Genomic DNA, 14,780 nt, shown 5'->3' with positions numbered 1-14,780 from the left:
CGGAGCGGAAAACCCTTTCGCCGCTTCGGGCGTCCTGCCTGCCGATCGCATCGGTACAACAGGGGAGTTCGCATGGCAGTACGTACGGTCCGGATCGCGCTCACCGGCACACTTGCGGCGGTGGCCCTCACGAGCACCGCCCTTGTCGCGCCCTCCGTGGCGAGCACGGCCCCGGACAGAACCGCCGCCGCCCACCGTGCCACCCAGGAGGCCCTCGACGCCGCCGTCGAGGAGGGCGTACCGGGAGCGCTGGCCCGCGCCGACGACCGCGCGGGCACATGGAACGGCGCCGCGGGCGTCGCGGACCGTGCCACCGGCCGGCCGCGCCTTCCGCAGGACCGTTTCCGTGTCGGCTCCATCACCAAGACCTTCGTCGCCACGGTGCTGCTCCAGTTGGAGGCGGAGGGCAAGGTCGATCTGGACGACACCGTCGACAGCGTGCTGCCCGGCGTGGTGCGCGGCAACGGCCACGACGGGCGCCGGATCACCCTGCGCCAGCTCCTCAACCACACCAGCGGCGTCTTCAACTACACCGAGGACGAGGAGCTCCAGCAGAAGATCTTCGGGGACGGCTTCTTCGAGCACCGCTACGACACCTGGAAGCCCCGCGAGCTGGTCGGCATCGCCCTGGCCCACCAGCCGAATTTCGCGCCCGGCACGAGCTGGAGCTACTCCAACACGAACTTCATCCTCGCCGGGATGGCCGTCGAGAAGCTGACGGGCCGTCCGTACGCCACCGAGATCGAACGCCGGATCCTGCGGCCCCTGGCCCTGCGCGCCACCACCGTCCCGTCCACCGACGCCCGTATGCCCCAGCCGTCGGGCCGCGCATACTCGATCCTCATCCCGGACCCGGCCGCGCCGATCCACGACGTCACCGAACTCAACCCGTCGGTGGCGGGGGCGGCGGGCGGGATGATCTCCAACCCGGCGGACCTGAACCGCTTCTACAGCGCGCTGCTGAAGGGCAAGCTGCTGCCGAAGCAGCAGCTCAAGGAGATGAAGACGACGGTCTCGATGGGCGACGAGGCCCCGCCGACCTACCGCTACGGGCTCGGCCTCCAGGTCCAGGAACTCTCCTGCGGCGAAACGGTATGGGGCCACGGGGGCGGGATCCACGGCTCCTCGTCGGGCGCGGTGACGACGGCGGACGGCAGGCATTCGCTGTCGCTGAACTTCAACGCGGACTGGACGGGGGACGCGGGGGCGGTGATCGAGGCCGAGTTCTGTGCGTAGGCCTCCCGGCGGTGCGCCTCCCGGCGGGGGGCCGTGGTTCTGGGGTGCGTTTCGGCGCGGGCCGGTTTTCGGGTGCGGGTTGTCGGTCGCTTCCGTGCGGTGCGGTGCGCCTCCCGGCGGGGGCCGCCTGCGGCGGGGCGGTGCGCGCCTGACGGCGCGGGGCCGCGTGCGTGGTGGGTGCGGGTGTCGGGGCCTCCGGAGGTACATGTCCGGACGGCATGCTGTGTTTTCCCGGGGGACACCCCCGGACCCCCGTACGCCGCGTGCGGGTGGGTTGTTGGGTGCGGGTTTTGTGTGCGGCACAAATCACGCTTTAGTGTCCGGACACGCACCTCCTACGACCCCGCTCCCCTCCCGCCCGGACCCCGGCTTTCCGCCCGGTCCGGGCCGCCTATCCAGCCCGTCCGGCGTTTGAGGACGGAACGGCCAACCCCGGTGCCGGGTGCCCAGACTGTGGGGCAAATCCAGCCCGTCCGGCGTTTGAGGACGGAACCGGTGACCCGGTGCCGGGTTCGTGGTCGGTAGGGGCCTGCCCCGTCGCGCCTCGGCCGCAGGCCGGAAAAACCAGCCCGGCCGGCGATTGAGGACAACCGGGCGCGTTATCTCGGGAGCACTACCACCCGCGCCGCCGGATCCCGCGCATCTGCGGTCATGAGCGCCGTGCGGACCACCGTCGCCTGTTGTTCCAGCGACTCCCGGAGTTTTCTCGGCGTCAGGTGGACGACGGTGATGCCCAGCCGCTCCAGGTGTTCGCGCTTGCGGACGGTCGCCGACCACTCCGCCTCTTCGTCCGGGCCGTCGGCCGCGCCCTCGCGGTGCGGGGCCCTGGTGTCCAGCTCCACCGCGACCGCGAACTCCGGCCAGTACGCGTCCACGCTGCCCAGGCCCGGGCCGCCGGGAAGGCGTAGGTCGACGTTCCAGACCGGCTCGGAGAGTTCGTAGGTGCGCACCATCTCGTACAGCCGCCTCTCCGCCAGCGCCCGCCCTTCCGTGAGCAGTGAATCCACCGCCTCCACCACATAGGGCCGGGCCAGCAGGCCGGAGAGGTTCAACTCCTGGACCACCGCGGCCGGTTCGCAGCGGTCGCCGCGTACCGCCTCGGTCAGCAGGTCGACCACCGTGCGCGCGTCGGTCAGTTCGGCGATCGCGTCGGCCACCGCGCGGGCCACGGGCGCCACCGGGAGCCCGGTGATCTGCTCGGGCGGAGGCAGGGAGTGGGTACGGATCAGCCGGGCGCCGCCCGTCGACCGCAGCCGCCGGGTACGCGGGACCAGGACGTCGATCCGCTCCAGCGAGAGCAGTCCCGGAGTGGAGGTGAAGCCGTACAGCGCCAGCGCCGCGAGTCCTGTGATCATCACGGAGTCGTACGGCGGCGGGGGCGACGGCAGCGTGGCGGACGCCGACGACGGGCCCGGCTGCACCGGTACCGCCTTCGCGCTCGGCCGGCCCGCGTACAGCAGCACCGCGTGCAGCCGCTCCTCGCTCGTCGGCGTCCCCGCGTGCAGCAGATAGATCCCGGGCAGCAGTTGCTGCCAAGGGCCACCGGGCCGGCACTGCGCCGCGGCCCGGCCCGCCGCCACTCCGTGCTCGCGCAACTGCGCGAGCGAGAGCACACGGCGCCGCACATCACCGGAGCCGGCGAGGTCACTGAGGAGGCAGGGGGAGAGGGGGGTGGTGTTGTTGTTCATGTCCCGGTCCTCCCCTCGGTCCGCCAGTCCTCTAACCCCTGTTACGAGTTCGTCGACAAAATTGGACAAGCTCGGCCTAAAGTACGGGCGTTCGACCGCCGATCACGCGAGACTCTTCGTACGAATCACACAGGCAAAGCCGTGAGGCTCTTCGTACGATCGGGCCGGGCCCGCCACGGAGGACCAGGCCCGCCCCGGAAGCCCTCAGCCCCGGCCCGGCCACGCCGGCATCGAGTCCGGGCCCGCCCATCCGCCGCGTCCCGCCGCCTCGTCGCACTCCTGTCCGCGCAGCGCCCGCGCCAGATCGTCCCCGGCCTCCAGCACCAGCCTGCGCAGCGCCGGCGCCGCGTCGCGGTGTGCGTCGAGCCAGGCATTCGTGGCGTCCAGAGTCGTACGGTCGCCCTGGAGTCCCGGGTACAGCCCGCGCACCACATGCATGGCGATCTGGATCGACCGCTCCGCCCACACCCGCTCGATGACCTCGAAATACCTCGCCGCGTAAGGAGCGGTCAGCTCCCGCTGCCCCGGCTGCGCGAAACCGCCGATCACCGCCTCGACCAGCGCGTTCGACAGCGCGTCCGACTCCACGACCTGCGCCCAGGCCTGCGCCTTGACCGCCGCCGACGGCCGCGCCGCCAGACACCGCACCTGGTGGCGCTTGCCCGACGCCGTGTCGTCCAGGGCCAGTTCCGCGTCGACGACCGACTCGTCCGCCGCTCCGTGCGCGGCCAGCGGCTCCAGGAACGCCCAGCGCAGCTCCTGGTCGACCTGGAGGCCGTCGATCTTCGCCGTACCGTCCAGCAGCCCGCGCAGCAGCTGGAGATCCTCGTCCGCCGCCGCGACCGAGGCGAAGAACCGCGCCCAGGTGAGCTGGTGCTCACTGCCCGGCTCGGCCGCGCGCAGCTCCCGCAGCGCGTTCCCGGCCAGCAGCCACCGGCCATGCTCGCGCCACTCCGGCGCCGCGTAGTGGTGCAGCGCGGACCGCGCCCAGGCGTGCACCATCTGGAGCACACCGATGTCCGTCTCACGGCCCGCGTGGGTGAGCACCAGTACGACGAAGTCCCGCGCCGGCATCAGCCCGTCCCGGGTGAGGTTCCAGGCCGCGGACCAGCACAGGGCGCGGGCGAGCGGATCGGTGAGATCGCTCAGATGGGCCCGCAGAGTGTCCAGCGACGCGGCGTCGAAGCGGATCTTGCAGTACGTCAGATCGTCGTCATTGACGAGGATCAGATCGGGATGCTCGGCTCCGGCCAGCTCGGTCACGACCGTACGCGGCCCGGCGACATCCGTCTCGGCGCGCGCGTACCGTACGAGCTCGCCCTCCGGCGTACGCCGGTACAGCCCGACGGCCACCCGGTGCGGACGCAGCTCCGGATGCGACTCCGGCGCGTCCTGCACCACGGCCAGCTCCACGATCCGCCCGTCGCTGAGATAAGTGGCCTGCGGAGTAAGGGAGTTGACGCCGGCCGTCTGGAGCCAGGAGCGGGCCCAGCCCGCCATGTCGCGCCCGGACGTCTCCTCCAGCGCGGAGAGCAGATCGCCCAGCTCCGTGTTCCCGTACGCGTTCCGCTTGAAGTAGCGCCGGGCGCCCTCCAGGAACGCGTCCTGGCCGACGTACGCCACCAGCTGCTTGAGCACCGACGCGCCCTTGGCGTACGTGATGCCGTCGAAGTTCAGCTTGGCGTCCTCCAGGTCCCGGATGTCGGCCGTGACCGGATGGGTGGAGGGCAGCTGGTCGGCGCGGTACGCCCACGCCTTGCGGTTGTTGGCGAAGGTGATCCAGCCGTTGGTGAAACGGGTCGCTCCGACCAGCGAGAGCGAGCCCATGAAGTCGGCGAACGACTCCTTCAGCCAGAGGTCGTCCCACCACCGCATGGTCACCAGATCGCCGAACCACATGTGCGCCATCTCGTGCAGGATGGTCGTCGCCCTGCGCTCGTACGACGCCCGTGTCACATAGCCGCGGAAGATGTACTCCTCGCGGAAGGTCACCAGGCCCGGATTCTCCATCGCGCCGAGGTTGTACTCGGGCACGAACGCCTGGTCGTACTTCCCGAACGGATACGGGTAGTCGAAGTGGTCGTGGAAGAAGTCCAGGCCCTGCTTGGTGACCAGGAAGATGTCGTCCGCGTCGAAGTGGCGGGCGAGGCCCTTGCGGCACATCGCGCCGAGCGGGATCTCCAGTACCGTGCCGTCCTCGAACGTACGGCGGTAGGAGTCGGTCACACAGTGGTACGGACCGGCCAGGACGGCCGTGATGTACGTCGAGATCGGCTTCGTCTCCGCGAAGTGCCACACGCCCGCCCGTCGCCCGCCACCACCCTTCTGCGGAAGCGCTTCGCGCCCTTCATCCTTCAGCGTGCCCTCGCCGTTGCTCCGGACCGTCCAGCCCTCGGGCGCGGCCACCTCGAAGCGGTACGGCGCCTTGAGATCAGGCTGCTCGAAGTTGGCGAAGACGCGGCGGGCGTCGGCCGGCTCGTACTGCGTGTAGAGATAGACCTCGCCGTCCTCCGGATCGACGAAGCGGTGCATGCCCTCGCCGGTGCGGCTGTACGCGCACTGCGCGTCCACGGTCAGTACGTTCTCGTCCCGGAGGCCGTCCAGGGCGATCCGCGAGCCGTCGAAGACGGCGGCCGGGTCGAGCTCCGTGCCGTTGAGGGTTACGGAGGTGACGCTCGGCGCGATCAGGTCGGCGAAGGACGAGGCGCCGGGCTGCGAGCAGCGGAACCGGATGGTGGTGACCGAGCGGAAGGTCCGAGGCGCGGCGGGCTCGGGCGTGGCGGGCTTGGCGGGCTCGTGCGCGGCGGTGGGCGCGTCCGCTGCCGCGGTCGTGGCCGCGTCCGCGTCCGGCGTCCCGTCCACCGCCGAGCGCAGGTCGAGGCGGACCTCGTACCTGTCTACGGACAGCAGGCCGGCCCGCTCACGGGCCTCGTCGCGGGACAGGTTCTCACCGGGCACGGTCACTCCTTCGTGGCTCGCCGCATGGTTTGGCGGTGCTTGGCGGTGCTTCTCTCGGATCCCGGCGATCCTCCCATGTGCGCCTGGCGGGCGGCCCGGGGAATGCTCCCGGCCGTCCGGAACGTTGCTCCCAGGAGGTGTATCCGAGGTGTGTTCACCGCCTTTACGAGGAGAGTCATGTCCGACAAGACGCCTGTCGATTTCTGGTTCGACCCGCTGTGCCCCTGGGCCTGGATGACCTCGCGCTGGGTCCTCGAAGTGCAGAAGGTCCGCGACATCGAGGTGCGCTGGCATGTGATGAGCCTGGCCGTCCTCAACGAGGACAAGGATGTGCCCGAGGAGTACCGCGAGGGCCTGGCCAAGGCCTGGGCCCCGGTCCGTGTGGTGACCGCCGCCCAGCAGAAGCACGGCGACGAGGTCGTCGGCGAGCTCTACACCGCGCTCGGCACCCGTTTCCACAACCGAGGCGAGGGCGCCACCCGCGAGGCGATCGCCGGTGCGCTGGACGAGGTCGGACTGCCCGCGGATCTGCTTGATTACGCTGATACCGACACCTATGACGCGGAGCTGCGCGCCTCCCACAAGGAGGGCATCGACAAGGTCGGCCAGGAGGTCGGCACTCCCGTCATCGCCGTCCCCGGCTCGAACGGCGAGCAGATCGCCTTCTTCGGCCCGGTCGTCACGCCGGCCCCGAAGGGCGAGGATGCCGTGAAGCTGTGGGACGGCACGCTGATGGTGGCGTCGATCCCGGGGTTCTACGAGATCAAGCGCACGAGGACCGCAGGACCCAGCTTCGAGTAGATCCCCTAGATCCCCGCGGACGCGGGGCATCGGCCCTGCTCAAGGCAGAAGGGCCCCCGCGAGTCACGTCCTCGCAGGGGCCCTTCCTCTTACCGCCCGCACGTGAAAGCTGAGAAGACGATCACGGGCAGGACGCGCACGGCCCCGGCCGGGACGGGACTCCAAACGAGAGGCCCTAGGTGTCAGGGCGCCAGCAGCAGGTTGTTCGCGCGCTCCTTGGCCGCGGCGTAGCGCTTCGCCACGTCCTGCCAGTTGACGAGACGCCACATCGCCTCGATGAAGTCCACCTTCTGGTTCTTGTACTGGAGGTAGAAGGCGTGCTCCCAGGCGTCGAAGACCAGGATCGGCACCGAGCCCTGGCCGACGTTGCCCTGGTGGTCGTAGATCTGCTCCACGATCAGCCGCCCGCTGACCGGCTCGTACGCGAGCACGCCCCAGCCGGAGCCCTGAGTCGTCGCCGCGGCCTTGGTGAGCTGGGACCTGAAGCCGGCGAACGAGCCGAAGGACTCGGCCAGCGCGTCCGCCAGCTCGCCGGTCCCGTCCTCGGCGAGCGGCTCGCCGCCGCCGTCGCCGGTCATGTTGTGCCAGTAGATCGAGTGCAGGATATGGCCGGATAGATGGAACGCGAGGCTCTTCTCCAGTCCGTTGATCGCACTCCAGGACTCCTTGTCGCGCGCCTCCGCGAGCTGCTCCAGGGTGTCGTTGGCGCCCTTGACGTAGGCCGCGTGGTGCTTGTCGTGGTGTAGCTCGATGATCTGCGGACTGATGACCGGTTCGAGCGCCGCGTAGTCGTACGGGAGTTCAGGAAGCGTGTACGTGGCCATGTGTGCGAGCCCTCCGACTTCTTATTGCAAGTCATGTGCAAGTGCACGCTAGCAGCAATACGGCGTTGTCGTCGTTCTGTCCGGCGCCGTGTGCGCGGTGTGCGAGGTGGCACGATGTGCCATCCCCGACAAGCCTCTGGCCTTCGCTTTGTGGACGGCCGACGGTGAAACGGCAGGAACTGCTGGGTTACCGTCGGGCTGTCCCTGCGCTTCCTAGGTTCCTGTCCTAGGTTTCTGTCCCACGTTCCCGCGCTTCCGTACCTGCGCCTCCTCGACCGCGGAGTCCTCATGACCACTGCCGCCGCAGCCCCTCGTACCGGAGCGGTCCTCGCCGATCTGCTTCCCGCCACCCGCGCCCGGGACATCGCCCTGGTCCTCGGCGGTGCCGTGCTCACCGGCCTCGCGGCGCAGCTCTCCGTACCGGTCCCGGGCTCGCCGGTTCCCGTCACCGGTCAGACCTTCGCCGCGCTGCTCGTGGGCACCTCCCTCGGCGCCCGGCGCGGTTTCCTCTCCCTCGCCGTCTACGCGCTGGTCGGTTCGGCCGGGATGCCGTGGTTCTCGGCGGGTTCCTCCGGTCCCGGCGGTGCCTCCTTCGGCTATGTCCTGGGCATGCTGCTCGCCGCCACGGTGGTGGGCGCGCTGGCCCGCCGCGGCGGCGACCGTTCCGTACTCCGTACGGCCGGGACGATGGTGGCGGGCTCCGTGATCATCTACGCGGTCGGCGTGCCCTACCTGGCCGTCTATGCCGGTATGTCACCCGGTGCCGCGATCTCGGCGGGCCTGGTGCCCTTCCTGCTCGGTGACGCGCTCAAGGCGGCGCTGGCGATGGGCGCGCTGCCGGCGGCCTGGAAGCTCATCGGCCGCCGGGACTGACGTCGTCTCGTTCAGGCGCCTTTCGTCCGGGTGCGTTTCGCCCAGGCGCGTTTCGTCCAGGTGCGCGGCACCGGCGCCGGGCCACGACCCCGCTGACCGCTACTCGGCGTTACGCATGCCACACTCGGACCATGCGCGTGTATCTCGGTTCCGACCATGCCGGCTTCGAACTCAAGAACCACCTCGTCGAGTGGCTCACCGCACACGGCTACGAGCCCGTCGACTGCGGACCGCACATCTATGACGCCGAGGACGACTATCCGCCGTTCTGTCTGCGCGCCGCGGAGCGCACGGCCGCGGACCCGGACAGCCTCGGCGTCGTCATCGGCGGTTCGGGCAACGGCGAGCAGATCGCCGCGAACAAGGTCAGGGGAGTACGGGCCGTACTCGCCTGGAGCGAGCAGACGGCGGCGCTCGGCCGCGAGCACAACAACGCGAATGTGATCTCCGTCGGCGGCCGTATGCACAGCCGCGACGAGGCGGTCTCGTTCATCGAGGTGTTCCTCAAGACGCCGTACTCGGGCGCGGAGCGGCACTCGCGCCGGATCGGGATGCTCACGGAGTACGAGGCGACGCACGAGCTGCCGCCGATCCCGGCCCACCACCCGAAGCAGGACTGACCGAACCGCGTGCCGCCGGGCGGATTCCGGCGGCACAGCCATGCCGCGGGTCTGTACGGACCGGGCGCCGCGCAGAGCAGTCCCGTACGGACCGGCCCCGTGCGGATCAGTCCCGTACAGAGCGGGCCCGTGCGGATCAGTCCCGTACAGAGCGGGCCCGTGCGGAGCAGTCCCGTACAGAGCGGGCCGGCCGTCATGTCCACCAGGCCCCGTACCGAGTACCGATCAGGAGAAACCGTGCCCGAAGGGCATACGATCCACCGCCTCGCCGAGGACCATCTCGACCGCTTCGGAGGCAGGGCGGTACGGGTCACCAGCCCGCAGGGCAAGTTCTCCGACAGCGCGGCCCTGCTCGACGGCCGGATCTTCGAGAGCGTGGACGCCCACGGCAAACATCTCTTCCTCGGCTTCGGCGAGGACACCGGCTGGATCCATATCCATCTCGGGCTCTTCGGCAAGGTCGGCTTCGGCGGTGCGCCCGCGCCGCCGCCCACGGACACCGTCCGGCTCCGTATCGCCTCCGGCACGGCGTACATGGATCTGCGTGGTCCCACCACCTGCGCCCTGATCACCGAGCCCGAGAAGCGGGCGATACACGACCGGCTGGGCCCGGATCCGCTGCGTCCCGCCGACGACGGCGAGAAGGCCTGGGCGCGCATCTCCCGCTCCCGTACGACGGTCGCCGCCCTGCTCATGGACCAGAAGGTGATCGCGGGCGTCGGCAACGTCTACCGCGCGGAGGTCCTCTTCCGGCACGGCATCGATCCGTACCGCGCGGGCAAGGACCTCACCCGCCGCGAATGGGACGCGATCTGGGCGGATCTGGTGGCCCTGATGCGCGAGGGCGTACGCAACAACCGCATCGACACCGTCCGTCCGGAACACACACCGGAGGCGATGAACCGTCCGCCGCGCGTGGACGACCACGGCGGCGAGGTCTACGTCTACCGCCGCGCTCAACTTCCCTGCCACCTCTGTGCCACCGAGATCCGCACGGCGCTTCTCGCCGCCCGGAATCTCTTCTGGTGTCCCACCTGCCAGCCGGGCGCCTGAGCGAGCCCTGACCGCCCGCCGGCACGTTTCAGAAGCCGTGAGGGAGCCAGGGCGCCAGGTCCGAGCCGAAGGCTGTGGAGGCTTCCGCGAGGGCGCCCGGGCGGGCTTCATGGACTCGGCCCGCGCGGGACAGGGACGTCAGGGAGATTCCGCCCAGATAGGCAGAGCCCAGTTCGGTGGCCGTCAGGAGCAGATCGGGTTCGTCGGAGGTGCGTTTGCAGGATGCGCCCTTGGCGTCGCCCGTCAGCCGCCAACGGCCCTCGTTCCAAGGGCAGAAGGCGTCCTCGACCTCCAGCACCACATCGACGGGCGTCCGGTACGTACGGGCCTCCAGCGCCGCGCCCACGTCCACCAGCCGTACGTACAGCGCGTCGCGCACCATGAGCTTGCAGCGGCGTACGTCGGACACGAGATGCTGGAACGGATCGTCCACCGGGCGGCTGCGGACGCGGAGCGTCGACGTCAGATCGATCTCGGCGAGGAAGCGCCAGAGCGAGGCGTACGCCACCGGGTCCAGCGCGTACAGGTCCTGGAGTTCGATCGTCCCCATAGGTACAGAGTTGTCCCATTCGGGACGGTTCCGGAAGTGTGTGAATCCCACCACTTCGCCGTCCCGTTCCGCGAGGACGCACTGGAGCGGCGACGCGCCGTCCAGCTCCTTCTCGACGTCGATCACCGGCAGCAGCTCCCAGCCGGGCCGGCGGGCGAGCATGCCAGGGCGCGTGGCGACCTCCGCCGCGTAGATGGCCTCGCAGGCGTCCCGTACGGCCGGATCCTGCGGTTCCGCTTGGCGCAGCCGTATCTCCGCCGCGTCTCCGGCGTCTCCGGCGTCCCCGGCGTTCCCGGCGTTCCCGGGCTCCTCGGGTACCGAGATCCGCACGCGCGATGTGTCGATCTCCGCCCGCAGATCCTGCGTCGCGGCGCCGTATCCGTACCGTCCGTAGATCGGCGGCTCGGACGCCGTCAACACGGCGAGTGATTCTCCCCACGTCCGTACATCGTCGAGCTGGCGCCGCATCATCGACGTGAGCGTTCCGCGTCTGCGGTGGGTCGCCGCGACGCTCACCATCGTGACTCCCGCCGCGGGCACCAGCGCACCGCCGGGCACCGCCAGCCGGAAGCTGAACGCGCCTGCCGTGCCTACGCATTGGCCGCTGTCCCAGACGCCGATCGACCGCTCGTGCTCGGTCAGTACCTCCGTCAGTGCGCGTCTCTCCGGCGTCTCCAGAACACCTCCGAAGGCAACCTCCAGTGTCCGGTACCAGCTGTCCCACTCGGCCGGGTTCAGCACCCGGAGATCAGTTGCCATATGCCATGAGTATCAGGGCGATGTCGACGAAGCGACCCGATTTCGAACGCAATGTCACGGGGTCCCTCTGCACGGTCGCCGACCGGATCGGTAGGGTCCACACGATGGCCGGAGTCGCGCGAGCGGAGTCGTATTCGGCCCGGTTGCGCAGGAAGCTGCACCGGGTCCGCAACGGCGTGCGCAAATCCGGCGTCGACTACTTCCGCGGGGACGGCTCCGACTGGATCGCCCTCGCCGGTCTGCTGCTCATGATTCCGGCCATCGCGCTCACCACGATCGCCGTGCCGGTCTGGTGCGCGCCCTCCGCGCTCGTCCTGCCGATCGTGGCGGGCGGGCTGCTCCTGCGGCCGTCCAGCCTGCTCAGCCTGTACGCCGCGGCGGCAGCGGCGCTGATCGTCGAGTCGATGGTCCTCGGCCCGTATCCGGACGGCCCGGCACGCGTCACTCCCGGCACGGTCCTGGTGGTGGCCGCCTGCGGTCTCTTCGGACTGCTGATCGCCCAGTTCCGGGCGCGTGTCGGTGTGCCCTGGCGGCGCGGCGGAACGATGCTCTTCGACCTGCGTGAACGCATCCGGGTGCAGAGCGCCCTGCCGCGCCTGCCCAGCGGCTGGCACCGCGAGATGGCGCTGCGCCCGGCGGGCGGCCAGTCCTTCTCCGGCGATTTCGTCGTGGCGGCCCGTACGAACGGCGGGCGCACGCTCGAAGTCGTCCTCACCGATGTCTCCGGCAAGGGCATGGACGCGGGCTCACGCGCCCTGCTGCTCTCCGGCGCCTTCGGCGGACTGCTCGGCTCGCTCCCGCCGCACGGCTTTCTCCCGGCCGCCAACGGCTATCTGCTGCGCCAGGACTGGGACGAGGGCTTCGCCACCTCCATCCATCTCGTCCTCGACCTGGACTCGGGCGACTACGAGCTCCTCTCCGCGGGCCATCTCCCTGCCCTCCAACTCCACGCGGGTAGCGGACGGTGGGAGGAGAAGTCGGGCGAGGGCCCGCTGCTCGGCGTCTACGACGGAGCGCAGTTCGATTCGGCCAAGGGCTCGCTGCGGCCCGGCGATGTGCTGATGCTCTTCACGGACGGTCTGGTGGAGGCCTCGGGCCGCGATCTCGGCGAGGGCATCGACCGGCTGACGGGCGAGGCGGACCGCTATGTGGCGCCGGGCTTCCAGGGCGCGGCGTGGCATCTGATCGAGGCGGTGGCGAAGGACGTGAACGACGACAGGGCGCTGCTGCTGATCTGCCGGGAGGGGTAGGGGCAGGCGGGAGGGGTAGGGGCCGGAAGGGGGTGGGGGGCACGGTTACTGTCGCGGTCGCGGTTGCGGTTGCCAGGGAACGCGCCGGCGAGCTTGTCGAGCGGGTGCTCGAACCGTCCGAGGGCATATGGCGTGTTGAGGCGCACGCGCTCGGCTGGCTTGTGAGGTGCCAGTCCCGGAAGTGGATCGACACCCGGGACCACCGGGATCTGTACATCGGCGCCGGGCCCTACCTCGTGGACGGCGAGGACGGCAGCGTCCACATGATCCATGTCGTGGCCGCCCGGGGAGACGAGTGGGAGGCCGAATACCGCCACCAGGTCAGAGGACTACCGCGACCTGATCCGCTCGCGGCCGAGATCTCCCGTGTCCTGAGGACGAGCGGCCGAGTGGCGGCGATGAGCCAACTCCGCTCTATGGCAGGGGCAGGGCTCCTGACGTTGAGTCAGGCCAAGGAGTATGTGACGGCCCTCGGCCGGGGAGAAGCGCCACCGGCAGAACTGGCCGCCCTCGCGGCTGGCCCGCCCGATACCGTTCCTTTTCCGGCGTTCTGGAGGATCTCCGGCCCGGATTTGCGGCAGGGTGATGCGTGCCCACCCTAGGTTGGTTGTGGGTTTCGTGGGCCGCTTAAGGCTGTTTAAGGCTGCTTGGGTCGCTTGGGCTCGGTCGTACGGTCGCGGCGGCGCAGTTTGAGGGAGAGCAGTGCCATCGCGCCCATCAGCGCCGGCAGAACGAACATGGCGGCCCGCAGATCCACGGCCTCGGCGATGCCGCCGATGACGGGAGGCCCGGCCAGGAACCCGACGTACCCGACCGCCGAGACCGCGGCGATCGCCGGACCGGGACGCTCCGGCCGGAGCTGCGCGGCGTGGCTGAAGATCACGGGAATGACGGCCGCCATGCCCAGCCCGAGAAGCGCGTAGCCGGCGAACCCGGCGCCGGTGGTGGGAACGGAGATCGCGACCACCGCGCCGACAGCGGCGACGAGGGCACAGCCGAGCGTGAAGCGTACGGTGCCGGTACGGGCCCGTATCCGGTCGGCGGAGAGCCGCCCGGCGACCATCCCGGCCGAGAAGAGAGCGAACCCGGCGCCCGCCGCGCCGGGCGAGGCGCCGGTCACATCGTGGAGATAGACGGCGCCCCAGTCGTTCATGACGCCTTCTCCCATGAGAGCGCAGAAGGCGACGAGCCCGGGGATCCAGAGTCCGGTGGTGGGGAGGGCGAAGAGGGGGGTGGGGTTTTGGGGGTGGTGGCCGGTGTTTTCGGCCCGGTCCTGTGGGTCGGGGATCAGGGCGGTCGCCGCGACGGCTGCCGCAGCGCACAGGACCAGCGCGGTGATTGTGAAGTGCGGGCCGGTGCCCACGCCGGCGGAGGCCGCGAGGCTGCCGGCCACGGCGCCCGCGATCCCGCCGAGGCTGAACATGGCGTGGATTCCGCCCAGTATGTTGCGCCCATAGGCGCGTTCGACCAGCACGCCCTGGGTGTTCATGGCGACATCGACGGCGGTGTTCCCGCAGGCGAACAGGGCCAGGGTTACGGTCAGCACCGGAAGGCTGGGCGCGAACGCCAGGCCGGTCAGGCCGGCCAGGTAGACGGCCATACCGGTGAACAGCACCGGTCGGCTGCCGTACCTGGCCACCAGACCGCCCACAAGGGGAAGGCCGAGGAACGCGCCGCCGCTCAGACCCACCAACGCCACGGCGAGCTGTCCTTCGGACAGCCCGAGCTGCTCCTGGATCGCGGGAACCCGCGAGGCCCAGGCGGCGAAGGCCGCGCCGGTGATGAAGAACACGGCGGAGACGGCCACGCGCGTGGAACGAAGGCGGGCGGGCGTGGGGGAGGGGGAAGGGACGGAGGGGCCGGAGGAAGGAGGGCTGGACTGCTTGGCTGACGTTCCGGGTGGGGCTGTCTGTGTACCGGATCGTGCCGTCTGTGGGCCCGATAAGCCCGAGGTCCGGTCGTCCGCCGCGTCTGCCGCATCCGGCTTGTTCCTCATGGAGTTGTGCGTCCTTCCGCCGTTCGTGCGGGTCACGACCGAGAGGTAGTCGGGGTGGGCCGGTTGGTTTGGTGTGACGTGGGGGCCGCCCCTCTGTTTTTGATTGTGGCGGGGTCGTGCCGGGCGTCAAGGGCGCTCCTTCGTCGCGTCGGCTGCGCCGATTGCGCTGCGC

Annotated in this window: 12 protein-coding genes; 7 read left to right on the top strand and 5 right to left on the bottom strand. The window is 70.3% G+C overall.

Features of this window, described 5'->3' with window-relative positions:
* Positions 1-72 precede the first annotated feature (72 nt).
* A complete protein-coding gene (locus ACFV6H_RS31990) occupies positions 73-1,236 on the top strand; it encodes a serine hydrolase domain-containing protein (RefSeq protein WP_385549319.1) in 1,164 nt (387 codons plus the stop codon).
* A 599-nt stretch (positions 1,237-1,835) separates the two neighbouring features.
* On the opposite strand, the gene ACFV6H_RS31985 is transcribed toward ACFV6H_RS31990, so the two are convergent.
* Positions 1,836-2,924: a hypothetical protein gene (locus ACFV6H_RS31985; protein ID WP_385549316.1), complete on the bottom strand. Its 1,089-nt coding sequence runs from the start codon at positions 2,922-2,924 to the stop codon at positions 1,836-1,838.
* A 204-nt stretch (positions 2,925-3,128) separates the two neighbouring features.
* On the bottom strand, positions 3,129-5,882 hold the full coding sequence (gene pepN / locus ACFV6H_RS31980; RefSeq protein WP_385549313.1) for an aminopeptidase N: 2,754 nt from the start codon (positions 5,880-5,882) through the stop codon (positions 3,129-3,131).
* Between the two features lie 177 nt (positions 5,883-6,059).
* Here pepN and ACFV6H_RS31975 point away from each other — a divergent pair, with 177 nt between their 5' ends.
* A complete protein-coding gene (locus tag ACFV6H_RS31975; protein ID WP_384986292.1) occupies positions 6,060-6,683 on the top strand; it encodes a DsbA family protein in 624 nt (207 codons plus the stop codon).
* Positions 6,684-6,865: 182 nt separating this feature from the next.
* Here ACFV6H_RS31975 and ACFV6H_RS31970 read toward each other — a convergent pair whose 3' ends face one another.
* A complete protein-coding gene (locus ACFV6H_RS31970; protein ID WP_385549308.1) occupies positions 6,866-7,507 on the bottom strand; it encodes a superoxide dismutase in 642 nt (213 codons plus the stop codon).
* A 288-nt stretch (positions 7,508-7,795) separates the two neighbouring features.
* On the opposite strand from ACFV6H_RS31970, the gene ACFV6H_RS31965 reads away from it, so the two are divergent.
* The 3 genes from ACFV6H_RS31965 (at position 7,796) to ACFV6H_RS31955 (ending at position 10,053) form a co-directional block, all read left to right on the top strand.
* A complete protein-coding gene (locus tag ACFV6H_RS31965; protein ID WP_384986291.1) occupies positions 7,796-8,380 on the top strand; it encodes a biotin transporter BioY in 585 nt (194 codons plus the stop codon).
* 131 nt (positions 8,381-8,511) lie between these two features.
* The gene (locus ACFV6H_RS31960; protein WP_093604567.1) at positions 8,512-9,000 is read left to right on the top strand and encodes a ribose-5-phosphate isomerase; all 489 of its coding nucleotides are present in this window, start codon (positions 8,512-8,514) and stop codon (positions 8,998-9,000) included.
* 237 nt (positions 9,001-9,237) lie between these two features.
* Positions 9,238-10,053, top strand: a complete 816-nt coding sequence (locus ACFV6H_RS31955) for an Fpg/Nei family DNA glycosylase (protein ID WP_385549304.1) — start codon at positions 9,238-9,240, stop codon at positions 10,051-10,053.
* Between the two features lie 28 nt (positions 10,054-10,081).
* Here ACFV6H_RS31955 and ACFV6H_RS31950 read toward each other — a convergent pair whose 3' ends face one another.
* Positions 10,082-11,362 (bottom strand): GNAT family N-acetyltransferase, encoded by a 1,281-nt coding sequence (locus ACFV6H_RS31950; RefSeq protein ID WP_385549301.1) that lies wholly within the window; start codon positions 11,360-11,362, stop codon positions 10,082-10,084.
* Between the two features lie 104 nt (positions 11,363-11,466).
* Between ACFV6H_RS31950 and ACFV6H_RS31945 the strand changes: the two genes are divergently transcribed.
* Together ACFV6H_RS31945 and ACFV6H_RS31940 are read left to right on the top strand one after the other, a co-directional pair.
* Complete coding sequence (locus ACFV6H_RS31945) at positions 11,467-12,612, top strand: PP2C family protein-serine/threonine phosphatase (protein WP_384986345.1); 1,146 nt, start codon at positions 11,467-11,469, stop codon at positions 12,610-12,612.
* Between the two features lie 32 nt (positions 12,613-12,644).
* A complete protein-coding gene (locus tag ACFV6H_RS31940; RefSeq protein ID WP_385549298.1) occupies positions 12,645-13,214 on the top strand; it encodes a YrhB domain-containing protein in 570 nt (189 codons plus the stop codon).
* A 35-nt stretch (positions 13,215-13,249) separates the two neighbouring features.
* On the opposite strand, the gene ACFV6H_RS31935 is transcribed toward ACFV6H_RS31940, so the two are convergent.
* Entirely contained in the window at positions 13,250-14,419 is a 1,170-nt protein-coding gene (locus ACFV6H_RS31935; protein ID WP_385549295.1) for an MFS transporter, read from the bottom strand.
* Positions 14,420-14,780 lie beyond the last annotated feature (361 nt).

Source organism: Streptomyces sp. NPDC059743 (genome assembly GCF_042732975.1).
In the GTDB taxonomy this organism is placed as follows: Bacteria; Actinomycetota; Actinomycetes; order Streptomycetales; family Streptomycetaceae; genus Streptomyces.
Note: the sequence above shows the minus strand (reverse complement) of the source record. Positions and strands in the feature narration are given on the sequence as shown.

Bases quoted from the DNA above. Each gene is read 5' to 3' on its own strand.
- ACFV6H_RS31990 (WP_385549319.1), top strand. From the start codon at position 73: ATGGCAGTACGTACGGTCCGGATCGCGCTCACCGGCACACTTGCGGCG.
- ACFV6H_RS31985 (WP_385549316.1), bottom strand. From the start codon at position 2,924: ATGAACAACAACACCACCCCCCTCTCCCCCTGCCTCCTCAGTGACCTC.
- ACFV6H_RS31975 (WP_384986292.1), top strand. From the start codon at position 6,060: ATGTCCGACAAGACGCCTGTCGATTTCTGGTTCGACCCGCTGTGCCCC.
- ACFV6H_RS31970 (WP_385549308.1), bottom strand. From the start codon at position 7,507: ATGGCCACGTACACGCTTCCTGAACTCCCGTACGACTACGCGGCGCTC.
- ACFV6H_RS31965 (WP_384986291.1), top strand. From the start codon at position 7,796: ATGACCACTGCCGCCGCAGCCCCTCGTACCGGAGCGGTCCTCGCCGAT.
- ACFV6H_RS31960 (WP_093604567.1), top strand. From the start codon at position 8,512: ATGCGCGTGTATCTCGGTTCCGACCATGCCGGCTTCGAACTCAAGAAC.
- ACFV6H_RS31950 (WP_385549301.1), bottom strand. From the start codon at position 11,362: ATGGCAACTGATCTCCGGGTGCTGAACCCGGCCGAGTGGGACAGCTGG.
- ACFV6H_RS31945 (WP_384986345.1), top strand. From the start codon at position 11,467: ATGGCCGGAGTCGCGCGAGCGGAGTCGTATTCGGCCCGGTTGCGCAGG.